Here is a 19,029-nt window from a genome sequence, read left to right as displayed (position 1 = left end):
GTCGTCCGTCTGCGTTGTCCCTACCCCTGGCGGGCGGCAGACAGTCGAGGACGGTTCACCGTCCCCGTTGCGAAGCGGCCGCCGTTCGATCGAGCTGTGCGAGGGTCAGCAGATGGCGTGGCGGGTCGTCCGAAATCGTCGTTACCTGGATGCGGTTGCGGCCGTCGACGTGCAGTAACTCCCCGGGCGCCAACGATCGCCAGCCGGGGTCCTCGTCCGTGCGTTCGCTGGCCACGACCACCGCGGGAAAACCGGCCAGCTCGGCGCTTCGGGTACGGATTCCTGCTCGGCCCGCGTGATCGAGATGGCGTCCACCGTGCGGTCCGCCTGCCGCGCGCTCCAGCACGAACAGGTCGTGGGTGTCCGGATAGCGCAGCGCCCACAGACCGGAGTCGGTGGTCAACACCAGATTCAGGGCATAGACGGGCACCCGGTCCGCGAGCCAGCGGACGGCATCGGCGATGCCCGCGGTAACGTCGCCGTCGTGCCGATCGGTGCGCTGTGTGATGAGCGCGAAGAGCCGTTCGGAGTCGGTGTCGCCGTGCACAAGACCGCCATACTCACCGAGTTCGGCATCCAGTTCGTCGAGGCCCTGCAGCACACCGTTGTGGGCGAACAGCCGGCCGTGTTGTTCGAAGGGATGGGTGTTGCGTAGTTCCAGACCGCCGGTGGACGCGTAGCGGATATGCGCCACGAAGGTCGCCGATTCCCGTTCCCGCGCCTCACGGGCGAACTGCGCATCCTCATACGCGGCGATCGTTTGCTTCTCCACCCGCGTGGACCCGTGCGCGGTGAAGGTGCCCAGACCGACACCATCGGGCATGCGCCGACTCTGCTCCGACAGGCTGTCCGGCGCGTCCAGCAACCAGAATGTGGCCCGCACCCGCCGCGGTGCGGCCGACAATCCGAACAAACGACACATGGCACTCCCTGATCGGGCGTCGTCCGAGTGTGGCAGGTCGCCGGTCAGCTTACGCCGCCGGCACGGCATCGGGCCGATCACCCGCCGGCGCCGGGCAAGACCTGCGCAACGGTTTGGTCCCGGCACTCGTCGGCAGCCGCGGCCACACCTGCCGGCGTATCTGTCACACGGTCCGGCGTTCAGATAATGGCCGCGAGAACAGCTCGCCCGGCCGCGGGGTCGCCAACCGCGATCCGAGCACTGCCGTCGGGATAGCACTTCGCGGCGATACCGGCTCGACGCAGTGCTGTCGCCATCCCGGCCCCGGGGAGATAGAGGAAGTTGGCGTGACTGCGGGGTACCGCGATACCGAAGGCGCGCAGCGCGGTATGCAAGCGATCGCGTTCGGCGCCGATATGGCGAATTCTGGCTTCCAATTCGATGGTGGCGGCGTATGAGGCCGCGACGGCAGCGGTCGCGGTCGCCGAGACGCCGAAGGGGAGTTGGAGCCTATGGATACGAGCGATCCGGTCGGGGTGGCCGACAGCGTAGCCGATGCGGAGTCCGGCCAGGCTGTACGCCTTGGAGAAAGTACGGAGGAACAGCAGGTTCGGGTGGTGTCGCAGGAGTGCGATGTGATCGAGATGATCCGCCGGGTCGAGGAATTCACCATATGCCTCATCGAGGACAACTGTCGTGTGGCTCGGGATGAGGTCGAGTAACGCGATCAGCTCGGCTGCCGGGACCACGGTGCCGGTCGGGTTGTGGGGTCTGCACAGCACTACCAGTGCCGTGTGGGCGGTGAGTGCCCGGCGCGTTGCCCGTAGGTCGCACCCGCCTCCCTCATCGAGGGACACGGGTACAAGGGTGAGTCTCGCCATGTCGGCCATGATCGGATAGCCGTCGAAGGTCGGGACGGCGGTCACGAGCTCCGAACCGGGGGCGGCCAGTGCACGGAAGATCTGCATGGCCACTCCGGTGGCACCGGAGCCGACGACCACCTGCTCGGGATGTATCCCGAGGTGCCCGGCGATCAGTTCCGGAAGCTGCCGCGGAAGAAACTCCGGGTAACGGTTCGCCCGCGTGAGTGCGGCGTTGACTGCCCCGACCACGGAGGGAAGCGGCGGAAACGGGTTCTCGCTCAAGCTGAGATCGAAGCGCGGAGGAGAGTGGGCAGAGCGGGAGGTGGGGTGGGATTCCTCCGGCAGGGGATTTCTCACCGGGCGGCTCCCCAACATATTGCGGCCGCAGCGGCGAAGTCGCCCGCGTGCGCGAATACCGACAGCAGCGCGACGGAGCCGTTGCGGAGTCGGCCTGCTCGGTTCTCCTCGTCGAGCGCGGTGGGGAGGACGGCGGCGAAAAGATCACCGCATCGGTCGGAGTGGCCGGGAGGACGCTGCTCGGGCAGATCCAGCGCCTCGCGCGAGCTGCGGAGGAACAGCTGGTTGGGCCGGTTGGTGACAAGGTTGTCGATCTCGCGGTTGTTCATGCCGATCCGCTCGCACACCACCTGAGTGACCTCCGGGACCAACCGGATGCCACGGGTGAACACGAACTCGGTGAACGCACAGTGCCCGTCGCCGGGTACCCAGTACTCGCGGTCGCCATAGGTGGAGAGTTCCATATCTTTCTGGTGCGGTGGGCGTTGACCAGAAGCGCCTGGGTCTTTCTGAAATCGCGAACAGTCCAACAGATTTCATAGTACAAAGGCCGAGTCGGCGGCTGCAGGCGAATCGCGAGCTGGATAGCGTCGGGCCACAACAGAGCTACGGGACCGCCACACCCGGGGGCCGTGATCTCGCGTGCCAGTCCGTCGGGTACGTCGTCGACATGGTCGATACGGACCCAGTAGCGGGTGATCGGATTGAAATTTGGGCGAAGCGATGCAGCTCGCTCGGTGTGGTCCGGCCGTGTCGGGATTCGCTGCGCGGTCCACTCGCCTTCGGAGCAGGGTGCGCAGTGATCGGGTAGTTCTCTTGTTCGGTTCGAGACCACACTCGAAGCACTGCTCGGGCTGCTTTCGTAGTACTCGATGACTGGGCTGTCCTGTGTATCTGTCCGCCTGGTCGCGAGGACCAGATACCGAGTTCGCCGGCGCCGATCCGTTTTCCGAGCTCTGCGGGTGATCCGGCCGAGGCCGGAGTGTCGGCGTCGCCAGTTGTGGAAGCTCTCGGGACTTCCAACCTGGCGCATTACAGGAGCCTGGGACAGACGACCATCGCTTCGACGAAAACGGCACAGGCACAGAGAAGGGCGACGACTGTATACTTTGCGGAGGTAGCTCGGGCTGATGAACGGGGCGGCAGGACAACGATGGTCGCGGTTCGTAGTGCCCGTGGGGCGTCCGCCGCAGCGGTAGACCGGGCGTTCCGGGCGCTTTCGCCTCGCTCCCCCGATACGCAAATGCTTGTCGGTGCGGTCCTCCACGTGGACGGTCGGCCTCCAGAACTGGGCATGCTTCGGGACCACATCGCGGCCCGGCTACCCGCACTGCCTGCCCTGTCTTCGTATCTGCACCTCGGTGCCACGCGCTGGACCACTTCCTGTTACCCGGATCTCGCGGTACACGTGGCAGAGCGTGTGGCGCGCGGCTCGCACGAAAATCTGGAAAGCGTCGTAGCCGAGCTGACCAGGACCGAATTGCCCGACGATGCCCCGCCTTGGCGACTGTGGCTGCTCCACGGCCATACCCCACGGCAGTATGCCCTGCTGTATCTGGCCCACCACTACCTGCAGGACGCCGGAGGCGTCCTGCACACAGTGGAGTCGCTGTTCGGCCCGGAAATCCCCGCGGAGGCGTCCTCAGCGGTGTATCACGGCTTCGCCCGGCGTCTTCCCAGAGCCTCGGGCTATGGGCGTTGTCTCATGATGTCCGTCCGCAACGTTCGGCAGGCGAGAAAGTGGAGTGTGCCGCACTGCCGAACGACGCCCGATCGTACGCTCCACTGGAGCCGTGTACCCACCGACGCACTCGGATCGATCGCCGCGACTTTCGGCGGAACCCGTAACGATGTATACATCGCGGCTATCGCCCAGAGCCTGGCACAGTGGCTGGATACGATGAGCGATATCCCCGCCCGACCCGACCTGGCTTTCGCGGTGCCTGCCAATATCCGTGGGCCGGAGGAGGTGAACCTGCCTGGCAATCGGACCGCTCTCACCCACATCAGACTGCCCGCAACGCCTCTCGATCCGGCGCAACGGATGGTCAGCACGACCCGCGCGACCATCCCATTGAAATCTTCGCGTGTCCGAGCAGCGCTACGCGCCGGCGTCGATCACGTGCCCATGTGGCTTGCGCGTGCCACGGTGAACACGATCGCAGGTCGTAGACGTGGCCCGGTCGGCGCATCATTCATCGCCCTTCGTCATCGCCTGACCTTTCGGGGCAGCCCCGTCACTGCGGTATATCCGGTGATGTGCGCCCCGGCGGGGACCCCGCTCTCGGTACTCGCGTTCACCTACGAGGGTTACACCACAGTATGTTTCAGGGCGGATACGGGCTTTCCCGGCCTCGACCGGATACACCACACGTGGCGGGAAACAATCCGAACCTGGAACGCGAGCCCGCTCCGAAGCTGACTGTGCGATGCCGGGAGCAGCGATCGGAACCACCATCACGCTCATCCCGACTCCAGAACGGCCATCGGATCCACGGGGTTGGCACACAACTCGGCGCTCGGTTCTTACCGAGATCGGCGATGATCGTGCGCGGTTTGCCGACGCTCGCGGGCTGGTGGCCTTCCCACCCGCTATCGAAGCCATCGATGTCCTCAGGCCGGCATCAGGTGGTGGCTTTCGCACCGATCCGGCCGAGGCCGCAGCGAAGAACCGGTAGTCTGAGGTTCGCCCGGCGGTCAGCAAAGGTCCGTATGTCTTCTGTTGCAATTACTGGTGCGACCGGTTTTCTCGGTCTTCACCTCGTTCGTGAGTTACTCGTTCGCAATCACGATCTCATCGCCCTGGTCCGTGATCCAGGAGCGCTGGATCGGATCGCGAGATTTCTCGAACTCGTGGGCGAGTCGTCTCGGTTGCTGGACGCGCTGCCCCGGCGGATCCGCATCGTCGAATCGGATGTGTCGATGCCGATGCTCGGACTGTCCCCCAGGGCCTTTCAGCGATTGGCCGCCGACGTGGACGTCGTCTGGCACAGTGCCGCCAGCACCGAACTTCACGGCGATCTGGAATCGCTGCGACCGATCAACGTGGACGGAACACGCCACATACTCGAGCTGGTATCAGCGGGGCAACGTAGACCGCTGCTGTGTCATGTCAGTACCGCTTTCGTGGCGGGAGCCCGTCGCGAAGGAGTGGTGTACGAGTCGGAACTGGACCGCTCGGCAGGGTTCGAAAACGCCTACGAGGAAACCAAATTCGAGGCGGAGACGCTGGTACGGGACTGGTCCCGTCGATACGACCGGACTGTGGTCGTGGCGCGTCCCAGTATCTTGGTGACCAACCGACCGCCGCATGCGGATCTGCCGAGGCATACCTTGTTGGCCCTCGGACAGATAATGCGGGATGCCGCCACCCGCCTGTGCGGGACATCGCGGACTGCGGTACGCGTGGTCGGGCATCCGCAAGGGCACCTGAACTTCCTTCCGGTGGAACGCGCGGCGCAGGTCCTTGCCCGGCTGACCGAGGCAGAGCACCCGCGCCGGGTGTCGACCTACCACGTCGTGCAGGGACATGACGTTTCGGTGCGAGTGTTGATGGACCTCATGGAAACTCTGGCCCCTTTGCAGATGACGATGCAGTCCGCAGCGCCTGCGGAACAGACCGCATTGGAAGCGTTCCTCGACAGGTCGCCTACCGCGGCGATGTTGAGTCATCGCCGCCGCTACGACGACACCCGGACAGTGTCCCTACTCGGTCCGCCCACGTCACCGATCCGCGTCGACTTCGACTATCTGTCGGCGGGTATCGGTGCCGTGCCGGTAGCTCCGCCGGCCCCCGCCTCGGAAACAGGAGCTGAATATGGCACACGCCGCATACGATCTGCTCACCGCTGAAGCGAGAAACGATCCCTATCCTGTCCTGGACCGGCTGCGCAGGGATCGGTCGGTAGCCTTCAGCGAACAGTTGCGGGCCTGGATCGTCACCAACTACGCGGACGTTCGCTCCGGGCTGGCCGACCCGGCGATCTCCGCCGACCGAATCAGTCCGCGCCTGGCCCAGTTTCCCGAAAGCGAACGGGCCGGGTTCGTACCATTACACGAGGTATTGAGGCGATGGCCGTTGATGCTCGATCATGGTGAGCATGCTCGATTGCGGATGCCGATCACGCGAGCGATGACCCCGGCGATCGTGGCGGGTTTCCGGCAACTGATCCGTGATACGGTCCGGTCGATGCTGCGCGAGGGAGTCGAACGTGGTGGCATGGACATAATAACGGAGCTGGCCTTGCCGCTCCCGCTATACGTGACCTCGCGGCTCCTCGGTGTCCCCGATGACGCGGTGGATTTGCTGAAGCGCTGCGCTGTGGACATCGTCGACTTCTTCGGCGCGGAGCCACAGGCCTACCTGCCCCGCGCGGAGACCGCGATGGAAACCGTTCTCCAGACAAGCGACCTGCTACGTCCGATGGTGCGCGCCCGGCGTGAGCATCCGCGGCACGATCTGCTGAGCGCCCTGGCGGGTGATCCGGCGATGAGCGATGACGATATCGTCGCGGTCTGTCTGATGATGGTCTTCGCCGGTTTCGAGACCACGAGCAATCTGATCGGCAACGGGATCCTGCTGCTGCTCCGGCACCCGGAACAACTCGCCGCGGTGCGCCGGGATCGCGAGCTGATCCGGGGCGCCGTGAAGGAAACACTCCGTTACGAAAGCCCCGTACAACGAATCTCCCGCCTGACGACGGCCGATATCACCCTGCGCGACATCCGGATCGAAAAGGGCAGCCTCGTGTACTTCCATGCGGGCGCGGCCAATCGCGATCCCGCGGTCTTCCCGGACCCGGATCTGTTCGATATCCGCCGCGGTAGCGACCGGCACCTCGCTTTCGGTTATTCGGTGCACACATGCCCTGGTTCGACGCTGGCCCAGGCCGAAGCGGAGATCGTGCTCGACGAGTTGTGCCGCCTCGCACCCACTGTCCGGCTCACCGGTGAGCCGCTTCGATGGCGGATGAACCTGTCCGTTCGCTCGCTCGAATCCTTACCGGTGGCCTTCGTTTGATCGCGGCGGCCCGGCCTCGGATCACCGATGGGCGACCGTCACAGGCCCAATTGTCGGGCCATCGCGGGATCGCAGCGTTCCCCGGCGACGGCGGTCGCCGCAATCGCGGCCGAGAGGTCATCGAGTTCGGATTCGGACAGGATGAGGTCGGCCGCGAGCACATTCTCCTCCAGATACTTCCGGCGCTTGGTACCGGGAATGGCGACTACCTCCTCACCCCGGTGATGCACCCAGGCCAGTGCCAGCTGTGCTGCTGTTACACCACGGCGGTGCGCGAGCGCCTGTAGCCGGCCGACGAGGGGGAGATTGCGTTCCAGGTTCCCTTCGGCGAACCGCGGTTGCGTAGCCCTGCGGAAGTCCTGTGGTTCGAAATCGGCTGCCGCGGTGAACCGTCCGGTCAGGAAGCCACGGCCCAGCGGTGAGGCCGCCACCGGAGTCACGCCGAGTTCCCGGCATGTACTCAGAACGCCGTCCTGTTCCAGGTCGCGGGTCCACAGCGACCATTCGCATTGGACGGCCGCGAGCGGGTACACGGCGTGCGCCCGCCGGATCGTCGCGGCACCCGCTTCGGAAAGCCCCAGCTCCCGGACCTTGCCCGCGGCGACCAGCTCAGCCATCGCCGTGACGGTTTCCTCGATCGGAACCGTCGGATCGACGCGATGCTGGTAGTACAGGTCGATATGGTCCACGCCCAGACGCCGCAGTGACTCCTCGCACGCGCGCCGCACATAGCCAGCATCACCACGTACGGTTCTGGTGTATCCGTCCGCGGCACGGACCAGACCGAATTTGGTGGCGATAACCGCCTCGGCCCGACGCTCGGCGAGCGCGTGCCCGAGCAGCTTCTCGTTCTCGCCCCGGCCGTAGATATCGGCCGTATCGAAGAGCGTGACACCCAGATCCAGAGCCCGGTGGATGGTGGCGATCGACTCGTCATCATCGGTAGGACCGTAGAATTCGCTCATCCCGGCGCATCCGAGGCCCTGTGCCCCTACGGTCAGATCGCCGACTCGGCGTGTTCGCACCGGAAACCTCCTCCACGTTCCATCCACGTTGTCATCGCAACACCACTTTGTCGCGCATCAGGAAATCGGCCAGATATCCGTCCGGTGGACTACCCGCCTCCATAACGCAGGTCGGATGGCTGCCGATGTGCACATTGCCGATCGACGGCTCGGTGACCAGCCGGTCGATCAGTTCCTCGTCGTCGGTCACCACTGTCAGCACGAGCGTATCCCGCAGCGGCTCCGGCCCGTCGGCCCGCGACCACGGAGCGACCCATACGCAGGGGAAGGGCAGCTCGACACCTATGTCCGCAGTTCCCACCCGGTCCACCTGCAGCACCGCCGGCCGCAGCACCGCGCTGCCGTCGCCCAGCTCGTCCACGACTCCCTCGCCACCCAGCCGGACCCGCGCCCGCCGCCCGTGCCGCAGCAGGTACTGCTCGATCACCCGTGCGCTCTCCGATGAGCGCACGGGCAGTACCGCACGGTCGTCCTGCGGCGGCAGGCTCGGTAACTCGGCCAGCCGCGCGGCCAATGCCTCGGCGAGTGGCCCCGGATCCCCGTCGACCAGCACGGTTGTCGCATTCACACAGGTGGTACCACCGTCGTGGGCCACCGAGCGCACGACCATGTCCAGATGGTCACGCCAATCGGCACCGGCGAACAGGACCTTCGACCTTCCGGCACCGTGCGTGGCAACGGTACGGTCGGTCGCGTACCGACCGGCCAGATCCGCTCCGTACACCACCGCCAGGTCCGCGCCGCGGATCAGCGCGTCGACGCCCTCCGAGTCGGTCGGCAGCAAGTTCACCTGATCCGCCCCGAAGCCGGCTGTACGCAGCGCGGCGACCAGCCGGTGCGGGGTGAACGGGTCCTGCCGAGAGGGGCGCACCGCGACGCGATAGCCGAGGGCCACCGCCTCCAGCCACTGCGATTGCACGGCGGGGTGGTTACCCGCCGCGCCGACGGCGAGCACATTCCCACGGCGAACCCAGGTGACGCGGCGGTTGCCGAGTTCGGCACCGGGGCGGACATCGTCGTCCGCCGCCCCTCGCGGACAGGCGTCGGTTACCGCGCGTTCGACCTGTTCCGCGCAGGTCTGTATCCAGTGCGTCGCCCGGCGCACCGCGGTGATCGGTACACCACTGGCCCGGCAGGTCAGCCACTGATACTCGGCAGGCGACAGCCCGCACAGCGTGCTCGTGGCGAACAGGTGGCCCGCCTGCGCCAGCATGGCGATACGCTCCGCCGCCGGCGGCACCGACGCTTGTCGCAGGGCGGACAGTGCGCGACTCACGAATACCTGCGGCGCCAGACTGAGCTCGGCAATCGAGCTCCCGGCGACGTCGTCGACGCGTCGGCGGGTTACAGCGCGGAACGCACCGCGCGGGCCGAGCACGTCGAGCTGCACAGGGTCGGGCATCAATACACGCCTTCGATGACCGTTGTCCCGGCGAAGGCGGTCATCGAGGTGATGTCCGCGACCGAATCACCGAGCCGCCCCGGCGGCGGCTCGACCCGGACGGCGAGATCGCGTTCGGAGTTGTTGGGCAGCAACATCGATCGGCTGACGTGGTGCACGATCACCTGACCGCGCTCGCCGTACGCGACGGGTATCCGGGTCTCCGGATCGACGACCTCGAGGGTGATGTGCGGAGAGAAGGTGTCATAGACGCATCGGTCGTCATCGGACAGACCGGGACGCTCGATCGTCGTGCCCAGCATCGTGACGTTGCCGTAGTAGCCGTACAGCTCGATACCCGGGAACACATCGGTGCGCAGGAACCGGCGGGTATCCGGATCCATTCGCGCTCCTCCCCACACGATCAGCCGGACCTTGGCGTTGATCAGCTCGACCAGCTCGTCCTCCCGGCACAGCCGCTCCAGCAAGGGAGGAGTGCACACCAGCACTCCGACGTCTTGACTGCGCAGGATGTGCGCGCTCTGCGCCACGAGATGGTCGACATAGCGATCGGTGACGGCGGACTCTCCCGCACCGATCATCCGCTTCACCCAGCGTGGATCCATATTGATACAGAAACGGACACCTCCCCGGCGCCGGACCAGCTCGGCGGTCCAGTCACCGAACAGTTGCGGCCCGCTCGGGACCAGGGTCAGCCAGTTGACACCGTACGGGTGGCCGCGGGCGTCCATATCCCGCATCGCCCAGTCGATAACGCGATCCCACCAATCGGCCAGGAAGACAAGGCGTTTGGGACTGCCCGTCGTACCGCCGCTTTCGTAGACGCCGGCCACCGGTGTGTTGCGGCCGTACCCGCGCGGAATCAGGTCCTGGACCGGCACCGTGCGTAGTTCGTCGACAACGTTGGGAAACCGCCGGAGATCGGCGAAGGACCGGACATCGTGTACCGGGTCGAAATCGAGTGTCGCGGCGCGGTCGAGCCAGAAGGTCGAGCCGGTCTCCGGGGAGAAGTGCCAGCGGATGGCAGCGGCAAGGAAGTCCTCGGCGTCGAGCGTTTCGCCGATAGGCGGTTCCAGAACCGGGTCCGGGAAAGCCGGCATGCGGATTCCTTTCGATACCAACTGTTTTCGCTTCGAGGCGGGATACGATGATGCCTCGGCGCTCAACTCGATTGCTCTCTGGCGAATGCCGTCACCTGTAATGTACAGCCCCGCAAAGGAAGTGCGCTGTGAACTCTGACGAAGAGTCGATCATTGCTCCGGATCGTGGGCCTCGGGGAGACGGTGGGTTCGGCGTCGCCGACGACGAACGGCGCCTCACCGAACTCATTCGCGAAGCAGCCGCCCGGGCGCACGGAAACCACTCGGCCGACACCATCGCGATCGACCGGGCGTTCTGGGACTCGGGCCTCGGGTCGATCGCCGGCGTCCAGCTGGCCAACCTCCTGTCCGACGCACTCGACGTGCCCATCGAAGCGAGTGTCGTCTTCGAGTACCCGACCCCGCGGGCACTCGCCGGCTACCTTCGGAGCGTCCTGGCCCCCGCTACGCGCCCGACGCGACCGACCACGACCGCACCGGACCGCGTCACCTCCGACGAGCCACTCGCCATCGTCGGGATGAGTTGCCGCCTGCCCGGCGGGGTGGCATCCGCCGACGATCTGTGGCGCCTGATCGCCGAAGAACGCTCGGCCCTGTCCCCGTTCCCCGGCGACCGGGGCTGGGACCTGGACAGACTCTTCGACCCGGACCCGGACCACCCGGGCACCTCCTACGTGCGCCACGGCGGGTTCCTCGCCGATGCCGACTGCTTCGACGCGGCGTTCTTCGGCATCTCGCCCCGCGAGGCACTGGCGATGGACCCACAGCAGCGCCTGGTGCTGGAAACGACATGGGAAGCGATCGAGCACGCCCGGATCGACCCGACCGGCCTGCGTACGACACAGACCGGCGTTTACCTCGGTATGACCACCCACGGGTACGAGAACCTGTCCCATGAACCCGGCCAGGACGGCGCGTATCTGGGCGCCGCCGATTCGTTCGCGGTCACCTCGGGGCGGGTGGCGTATGCCCTCGGATTCGAGGGCCCCGCGTTGACGGTGGACACCGCCTGCTCGTCGTCCCTGGTGGCACTGCACTTGGCGGGTCAGGCGCTGCGCGCGGGTGACTGTTCGCTGGCCGTGGCGGGCGGCGTGTCGGTGATCTGCACTCCGAAGCCCTTCGTGCAGTTCAGCAAACAACGCGGCTTGGCGCCCGACGCCCGGTGCAAGGCGTTCGCCGCGACGGCCGACGGAACCGCCTGGGGCGAAGGGGTGGCGGTACTGCTGGTGGAACGACTGGCCGATGCACGCAGGAACGGCCATCGGGTGCTCGCGGTCATCCGCGGATCGGCGATCAACCAGGACGGCCGCAGCAACGGTCTGACCGCGCCGCACGGCCCCGCGCAGCGCCGGGTGATCCGGCAGGCACTGGCCGACGCCGGCCTGGGGCCGCACGATGTCGACATGGTCGAGGCCCACGGCACCGGTACCCAACTGGGCGACCCGATCGAAGCCCGGGCGCTGATGGCGACCTACGGTCACGAGCGTCCACCCGAGCGGCCGCTGTGGCTGGGCTCGGTGAAATCGAACCTCACCCATACTCTGGCCGCTGCCGGGATCGCCGGCGTCATCAAGGCCGTGCAGGCCATGCGCCACGGCGTGCTGCCCAGCACGCTGCACATCGACCGGCCGGCGGAGTTGGACTGGTCGGCCGGTGGGGTATCGCTGCTGACCGAGTCACGGCCGTGGCCACCCGTCGCACGTCCTCGCCGCGCCGGGGTGTCCTCATTCGGAATCAGTGGGACGAACGCACACGTGATCCTGGAAGAGGAGTCCACGCCCGACGGCACGGTCCGCTCCGGACCGAGCCCGTCACCCGAGCCCGGCACCATACCTTGGGTGGTGTCCGGCCGCGGCGGTCCCGCACTGCGCGCGCAGGCAGCCCGGCTCGCCGATCACCTGCGCTGTCACCCGGATCTCCAGATGGTCGATATCGCGTACGCACTGGCCACTACCCGCACGGGGTTCTCACACCGCGCCGTCGTGCTCGCGGACGACCGGGACGGTTACCTCGGTGGTCTCGAAGCGATCGCGGCGGGCCAGGAGCTGCCGGGCGTGGTTCGGGGGACAGCGACACCGGACCCCGAGATCGCGTTCATGTTCACCGGTCAAGGGGCCCAGCGTGTGGGCATGGGGCGTGAACTGTACGACCACTCCCCCGTGTTCGCGGACGCACTGGACACGGCCTGCGCCCATCTGGACCCGATGCTGGACCGGCCGCTGCTGGAGATCATCTTCGCCCAACCGGGATCCCCGGACGCCGAACTCCTCGATCGGACCGAGTTCACCCAACCGGCACTGTTCGCGTGTGAACTGGCACTCGTGCGCCTCCTGGAAGTGGCCGGGGTACGACCGGGCGTGCTGTTCGGCCACTCGATCGGCGAACTCGTCGCCGCACATGTCGGGGGCGTGTTGTCGTTGACGGATGCGTGCACCCTGGTCGCCGCGCGCGGCCGGCTGATGCAGGAGATGCCTTCGGGCGGAGCGATGCTGGCGGTCGCGGCCGGTGAACACGAAGCCGCCGAGTCACTGGCCGTGCACCACCTCGACCTGGCCATCGCGGCGGTCAACGGGCCACGGTCGGTCGTACTCTCCGGCGATGCCACGGCCATAGCCGACCAGGCCGCCTATTGGGAGTCGTCGGGGCGCCGAACCCGGCTGCTGCGGGTCGGCCATGCCTTCCACTCACCGCATATGGACGGCATGCTCGAACGATTTCGACAAGTGGCCGAGAGTGTCACACTCACCGCACCGCAGATCCCGATCATCTCGGGCGTTACCGGCGCTCCCCTCACGGCAGCGCAGGCCTGCTCCCCGGAATACTGGGTCCGGCAGGCGCGGGACACCGTGCGCTGCTACGACGCGCTGCTCCGGATGGACACCGGCGGCGTCACCGGGTATCTGGAGATCGGCCCGGACGGAGTGCTCACCGCACTCGCCCGCGACTGCCTGCCCGAGGCCCGGCAACTAGGTCCGATCCTGCGTCCCGGCCGGCCCGAGGCCCGCACTGCGGCGACAACCCTGGCCAGAGCCCACGTCCACGGCGTACCACTGCACTGGGAGACTCTCTTCGCCGCACTCCGGCCGAGAAAGATCGACCTGCCGACCTACGCTTTCCAACGGCAACGCTACTGGCCCGCGGGCCGGGCCGGCACCCGGACCGGCTCCGACGGCCACCCGTGGCTTTCCGCACCCGTGGAGCTCGCCGGCACCGCCGGACACGTCTTCGACGGCAAGCTTTCCCGCCGCAGCGCCTCCTGGCTCGACGACCACACCATCCGCGGCAATCCGGTACTCCCGGGAACGGCTCTGCTGGAGTTGGCATTGCACGCCGGTAGCCACCTCGGCTGTGATCGGCTCGACGAGCTGACCCTGCAGGAACCGCTGCTGCTGCCCGACGACACCGATATCCGGCTTCAGGTCGAGGTCGGTGCGCCGGGTCGCGACGGTGACCGATCGCTGACCATCTACGCCCGGCCGGAAACAGGAGTGGACGCCGGCGAGCCCCCACCGTGGACTCGGCATGCGACCGGAGTCCTGTGTTCCGGCGCCGAGCCACCGGCCGGCGATGTGCGGTGGCTCCCACCCGACACGGTCCCGCTACCCGTGGACGACCTGTATCGGCAGCTCGCCGCGCGGGGAATGGTCTACGGTCCCGCATTCCGTGGCCTGCGAGCCGCCTGGCGCTCGGATTCCGACGTATACGTGGAAGCAAGTCTGCCCGAGGGGGTTTCCGTCGGCGGATTCGGCATCCATCCCGCTCTCCTCGATACCCTTCTGCACGCCACCCTCGACACACTCGTGGACGCCACGCAATTCACGGTGTCGAGCGGATTGTGGCTGCCGTTCTCGTGGAGTGGCGTCACTCGGTACGCCCTGCGTCCCGGCACGCTTCGGGCCCGGATCCGGGTCGATGGTCCCGATGCGAGCGATTCGATGAAGTTGTCGCTCACCGTGTCCGACGAGTCCGGCCGGCCGGTCCTCGACGTCGCCTCGCTCATGTTGCGGCCCGTGCGGGTGTCCGAGGCCACGGTGTGCCCGCCTCCGGAGGTCGGCGCCGGTGTGGAGTACCGGCTCTCGGCCGCGCAATCCACGACGGAGGCCCTGTTCCGGGTCGACTGGGTCCCGGCCCCGGTACCGGACGCATCACCACGTGCCGCGAAACGCAGCGTCGTTGTGCTGGGCACCGACCGGATCGGCGTGACCGCCGCTCTCGCAACGAGCGGGCACTCGGTCCTGGCCGTGCCCGACTGGAACGCACTCGCCCTCGCGGTGGGCGCCGGAGCGCCGGCTCCAGAGGTGGTGCTGGTCCCCTGCGCCGGACCGGACGGGCATGGCACAGGCGTGATCCAGGCGGGACACGCCGAGACCGCCCGCGTCCTGGATCTGCTTCGTTCCTGGCTCGCCGACGAGAGTTTCGCCGACTCGCGCCTGGCGGTGGTAACCCACGAAGCGGTAGCGGTCACCGCGGGCGATCACGTCGCGGATCTCGCCCGCGCGCCGATCTGGGGGCTGGTCCGTGTCGCACAGACCGAGAATCCCGACCGCATCCTGTTGCTGGATGTGGACCGGGGCGCCGGCCTGCCGGCGGCGCTGAGCGCGGCGCTCGCGGCCGGGCAGACGCAGTCGGCGTCGCGGTCCGGCATCCTCTACGTGCCGCGCCTGGCGCGCGCGAATACCCGGACCGCGGAATTAGAGCCGCCCACCGGCGGCCCATCGTGGCACCTGCACCTCGAGGAGCCGGGCGACCTCGACCGGCTGACTCTCGTATCTCGCCCGCTGGCACCGCTGCCGCCGGGGCACGTGCGGATCGCCGTGCGCGCAGCGGGTATCAACTTCCGCGATGTGTTGGTCGCCCTGGACATCTATCCAGGCGTGTCGAGCATGGGGCGGGAGGCCGCCGGAGTGGTGACGGAAGTGGGCTCGGACGTCACCGCTTTCGCCCTCGGCGATCGGGTGATGGGCGTGTTCGACGACGCATTCGCCGCTGAGGCCGACGCCGATCACCGCTGCCTGGTACACATTCCGACCGGGTGGTCGTTTGCCCAGGCGGCCGGATTCCCCATCGCGTTCCTCACCGCATATCACGCCCTGGTCGATCTGGCACATCTCACAGCGGGCGAGTCGATCCTGATCCATTCGGCCGCGGGCGGTGTCGGCATGGCGGCCGTGCGGTTGGCCCGTCATCTCGGAGCCGAAGCGTTCGCCACCGCGAGCCCAGGCAAATGGGAGGCCCTACGCCGCCAGGGCCTCGACGATCGGCATATCGCGTCCTCGCGCACGCTCGACTTCGAAGAACTTGTCCGGCAGGCCACGGACGAACGCGGAGTCGACGTGGTGCTCAACGCCTTGTCCAGGGAGTTCACCGATGCCTCGCTGCGCCTGCTGCCACGGGGCGGGCGATTCCTGGAAATGGGCAAGACCGACCTCCGTGACCCCGACACCGTCACAGGCGAGCATCCCGGCGTCATCTACCGGCCGTTCGACCTCGCCGATCTCGAGCTCGACCGAGTCGCCGACCTGTTCCGGGCGTTGCAGGCGCTGATCGATGACGGGGCCATCGGCCCACTACCGGTCCGCGCCTGGGACATCCGGCAGGCCGCAGACGCACTCCGCTACGTCAGCAACGCGCGACACACCGGCAAAGTCGTACTCACCGTGCCGGCCCGGCCGGATCCGGAACGCACTGTGCTCATCACCGGGGGCACCGGCACTCTGGGCGCCCAGATCGCACGACACCTGGTAACCCGACACGGTGCGCGGCACCTGGTGCTGGCCGGCCGCAACGCACCGACCGCCGAGTCGGCTTCGGAACTCACAACCGAACTGGCCGCACGGGGAGCCGATGTTCGCATCGTGTCCTGCGATGTCTCGGTGCGCGACGAGGTCGCCGCACTCCTGGCCTCGATTCCCTCCCTGGGGTCTGTCGTGCACGCGGCAGGCATCGTGGCCGACGGTACCCTCGAATCTCTCGACACCGACCGCCTGGACCGCGTCCTGCGTCCGAAACTGGACGCCGCTGTTCACCTGCATGAACTGACCCGCGACCTGGATCTGGCCGAGTTCGTGCTGTTCTCCTCGGCCGCAGGTGTTTTCGGCAATGCCGGCCAGGCGAATTACGCCGCGGCCAACACATTTCTGGACGCCCTGGCCTACCACCGCCGGGTCGCGGGGCTGCCCGCCTGCGCGGTCGCGTGGGGCCTGTGGGCTTCACCGTCGCCGATCAGCCGCGGACTGGACCCGATCGGCCACCGACGCGTCACCCGTGGCGGAATGATCCCGCTGTCGACCGCCGATGGCCTCGAGATATTCGATGCGGCCCGCCGCAGCACCGCACCGATGACGATCGCGACACGGTGGGATCTGCCGGCCCTGCGCGCTTCCCGAGCCGAACAGCCGCCGATACTCCGCGACCTCGTTCCCCGGCGTGAAAGCAGGGCCGACGCCACCACCGAACCGCCCCGACACGACAGCGGCTCGTGGACCGACAAGCTCGTCGGAGCCACCGAACCAGAGCGGGACCGTCTCGTACTCGAACTGGTTCTCACGCAGGCAGCCGACGTCCTCGGCTACCCCGCGGGCCACTCGATCGCCGCCGACGAGACTTTCCGGGACCTCGGATTCGACTCACTCACCACCGTGGAGCTCCGTAACCGGCTGAATCGGCTGACCGGGCTGCATCTGCGCACCGAGGCGCTCTTCGACAATCCCGATCCCACCGCCCTCGCACGCCGAGTGAGCAAGGAACTCCTGCGAAGCCCGGCTGCCGATTCCTCGCAGTCGGCCGACCGGTGACCGGTCTGCTGCGGGGAGCCGACGGACGAACACATTTCAGACTCCGCCATCGATTGTCGAAGGGAGTTCAACAGCATGTCGAGCTGGTTGAACGACAAGCTACGCAGTGTCCTCCAGAGAGATCTCGCCCTCGATGTGGAGAACATCGGTCCCGACGATCGCTTGATCGAAGATCTGGGAATGGACTCGGTGGCATTCGCGATCGCGCTGGTCGCCATCGAGGACCATACGGGACTGCAGCTGTCCGGCCAACAACTGATGGAGTGCCGCACGGTAGGCGAAGTCGATACTTTGTTCCGGGTCGCGCTTGCGGGCGATCCGGGCCTGTCGGCGGATGCATAGCAGTCTCCACCCGGACCAGAGAGGAGTGCGATTGCCATGCCCGTCGAGATCGAATTGAGCAGCCTCGACAGCCACCACTTGCGTCTGGATGTTCCCGCACATCCGATGAATTGGGTTCTTGTGCTTGAACTGTCCCCCGACGGCGACCCCATCCGGATCGACGATGTACGAGCGCGAATCGCACAGCGGGTCGACGAGAGCGATCTGTACCGGTTGGTGCTGCCCACACGGCCACGACGCAAACCCCGTTTCACCCTCGCAGCGTCGATAGACCCGACCGAGCATGCGAAAGAGCATCATGTCGCGGACCGATTCGGGATGCTCCGGCAGGTGGAAGAACTCCTGGGCAGTCCGATGCGGCGCGATGCTCCGCCGTGGGACTTCACTCTGGTCCACCAGCAGGACACCAAAGCTCAGACGTTGCTGTTGCGCGTGCATCACGCGCTGTCGGACGGGTTCGGCGCGGCCGGCTTCATCGCCATGCTCATCGATACCGTCTCCGGAAGCACCGCCGAGTACCGGCGTTTTGTCGGCACGCCGCGATTCAAGGTCGATCCGGTCGGTCCGGTCACGGCCCTGGCGGCCGGGACACGGAGTTCTCGACTGCTCAGGCGTAAGGGCCGGCGCCGGGGACACGTGCGCCCGGTGGGGGATCGGGCCGAGCGTCGGGTAGCCGAGGTCACGGTCTCCACCGAGACGGTGCGGCAGAACCGACTGAAGCTGGGCGCCTCGACACAAGAGTATGTGTATGCGGTGGCCGGCCTCGCCTTCGCGCGGGCCTTTCCGGAGCACGCCGATCGTCCGCTACGCATAATGTTCCCGGTAACGCTGGATCATACGCTGGCGCATACGGGGAATGCCGCGTCGCTGGCGATCATCGAACTACCCGACGCGGCGGACTCATTGCCGAAGCGAGTCCACGATGTCCAGGCCGCGCTGCACGGATCGGATCCGTTGCGCCAAGCCATGGACGCCCCCAAGACCTCACACGGATTGAGCTATCTGCCATGGGCCGCCCAGGTGCTGATGACCCAGCTGATGGCAGCCGACAGCTGGGATGTGGCGGTAGGCGTCAATCCTGCTTTCAGTCCGGAGGACCGGCTGCTGGGTCGAGAGGTGACGAATGTCGTCGGCTTCCATCCGATGCTGGGTCGTGAGCTCGCGGTGACCGCCCTGATACTGCGCGATCGGGTCACGATCGGGATGATGGCGGACCCCGCCGCGTTGCCCGATGTCGGTCTGTTCGCCAAGCATCTGCGCGAACTCATGACGGGACAGGTGTGAC

Annotated in this window: 12 protein-coding genes; 6 read left to right on the top strand and 6 right to left on the bottom strand. The window is 67.0% G+C overall.

Features of this window, described 5'->3' with window-relative positions; translation table 11 throughout:
- Positions 1-55: 55 nt before the first annotated feature.
- The 3 genes from NS4_RS22015 to NS4_RS22005 form a co-directional block, all read right to left on the bottom strand.
- Positions 56-922, bottom strand: coding sequence for a class II glutamine amidotransferase (locus tag NS4_RS22015; protein ID WP_063061411.1), 867 nt, complete (start codon positions 920-922; stop codon positions 56-58).
- A gap of 179 nt (positions 923-1,101) precedes the next feature.
- On the bottom strand, positions 1,102-2,046 hold the full coding sequence (locus NS4_RS22010) for an aminotransferase class I/II-fold pyridoxal phosphate-dependent enzyme (protein ID WP_245665617.1): 945 nt from the start codon (positions 2,044-2,046) through the stop codon (positions 1,102-1,104).
- Between the two features lie 71 nt (positions 2,047-2,117).
- Positions 2,118-2,525, bottom strand: a complete 408-nt coding sequence (locus NS4_RS22005) for a 3-oxoacyl-[acyl-carrier-protein] synthase III C-terminal domain-containing protein (RefSeq protein WP_063061409.1) — start codon at positions 2,523-2,525, stop codon at positions 2,118-2,120.
- A gap of 689 nt (positions 2,526-3,214) precedes the next feature.
- On the opposite strand from NS4_RS22005, the gene NS4_RS22000 reads away from it, so the two are divergent.
- From NS4_RS22000 to NS4_RS21990, 3 genes are all read left to right on the top strand, one after another.
- Positions 3,215-4,483 (top strand): wax ester/triacylglycerol synthase domain-containing protein, encoded by a 1,269-nt coding sequence (locus NS4_RS22000; protein ID WP_084487586.1) that lies wholly within the window; start codon positions 3,215-3,217, stop codon positions 4,481-4,483.
- Positions 4,484-4,602: 119 nt separating this feature from the next.
- The gene (locus tag NS4_RS21995; RefSeq protein ID WP_218020382.1) at positions 4,603-5,913 is read left to right on the top strand and encodes an SDR family oxidoreductase; all 1,311 of its coding nucleotides are present in this window, start codon (positions 4,603-4,605) and stop codon (positions 5,911-5,913) included.
- Positions 5,879-7,081, top strand: a complete 1,203-nt coding sequence (locus NS4_RS21990) for a cytochrome P450 (protein WP_063061406.1) — start codon at positions 5,879-5,881, stop codon at positions 7,079-7,081. The genes NS4_RS21995 and NS4_RS21990 overlap by 35 nt, the downstream gene beginning before the upstream one ends.
- A gap of 38 nt (positions 7,082-7,119) precedes the next feature.
- Here the strand turns inward: NS4_RS21990 and NS4_RS21985 are convergent, their stop codons facing one another.
- Genes NS4_RS21985 through NS4_RS21975 form a run of 3 tightly spaced genes read right to left on the bottom strand, consistent with a single transcriptional unit; the run spans position 7,120 to position 10,608 of the window.
- Positions 7,120-8,133, bottom strand: coding sequence for an aldo/keto reductase (locus NS4_RS21985; protein WP_439955803.1), 1,014 nt, complete (start codon positions 8,131-8,133; stop codon positions 7,120-7,122).
- Positions 8,134-8,137: 4 nt separating this feature from the next.
- Positions 8,138-9,508, bottom strand: coding sequence for an aldehyde dehydrogenase family protein (locus NS4_RS21980; protein WP_063061404.1), 1,371 nt, complete (start codon positions 9,506-9,508; stop codon positions 8,138-8,140).
- The gene (locus NS4_RS21975) at positions 9,508-10,608 is read right to left on the bottom strand and encodes an AMP-binding protein (protein ID WP_063061403.1); all 1,101 of its coding nucleotides are present in this window, start codon (positions 10,606-10,608) and stop codon (positions 9,508-9,510) included. The genes NS4_RS21980 and NS4_RS21975 overlap by 1 nt, the downstream gene beginning before the upstream one ends.
- A gap of 128 nt (positions 10,609-10,736) precedes the next feature.
- On the opposite strand from NS4_RS21975, the gene NS4_RS21970 reads away from it, so the two are divergent.
- From NS4_RS21970 to NS4_RS21960, 3 genes are all read left to right on the top strand, one after another.
- Positions 10,737-17,402, top strand: a complete 6,666-nt coding sequence (locus NS4_RS21970; RefSeq protein ID WP_063061402.1) for a type I polyketide synthase — start codon at positions 10,737-10,739, stop codon at positions 17,400-17,402.
- Between the two features lie 75 nt (positions 17,403-17,477).
- The gene (locus NS4_RS21965; protein WP_063061401.1) at positions 17,478-17,744 is read left to right on the top strand and encodes an acyl carrier protein; all 267 of its coding nucleotides are present in this window, start codon (positions 17,478-17,480) and stop codon (positions 17,742-17,744) included.
- Positions 17,745-17,780: 36 nt separating this feature from the next.
- Positions 17,781-19,028, top strand: coding sequence for a wax ester/triacylglycerol synthase domain-containing protein (locus NS4_RS21960; protein ID WP_063061400.1), 1,248 nt, complete (start codon positions 17,781-17,783; stop codon positions 19,026-19,028).
- Position 19,029: the final 1 nt, after the last annotated feature.

The sequence above is a fragment of the Nocardia sienata NBRC 100364 genome, assembly GCF_001613205.1.
In the GTDB taxonomy this organism is placed as follows: Bacteria; Actinomycetota; Actinomycetes; order Mycobacteriales; family Mycobacteriaceae; genus Nocardia; species Nocardia sienata.
This window is presented reverse-complemented; position numbering and strand designations above follow the sequence as displayed.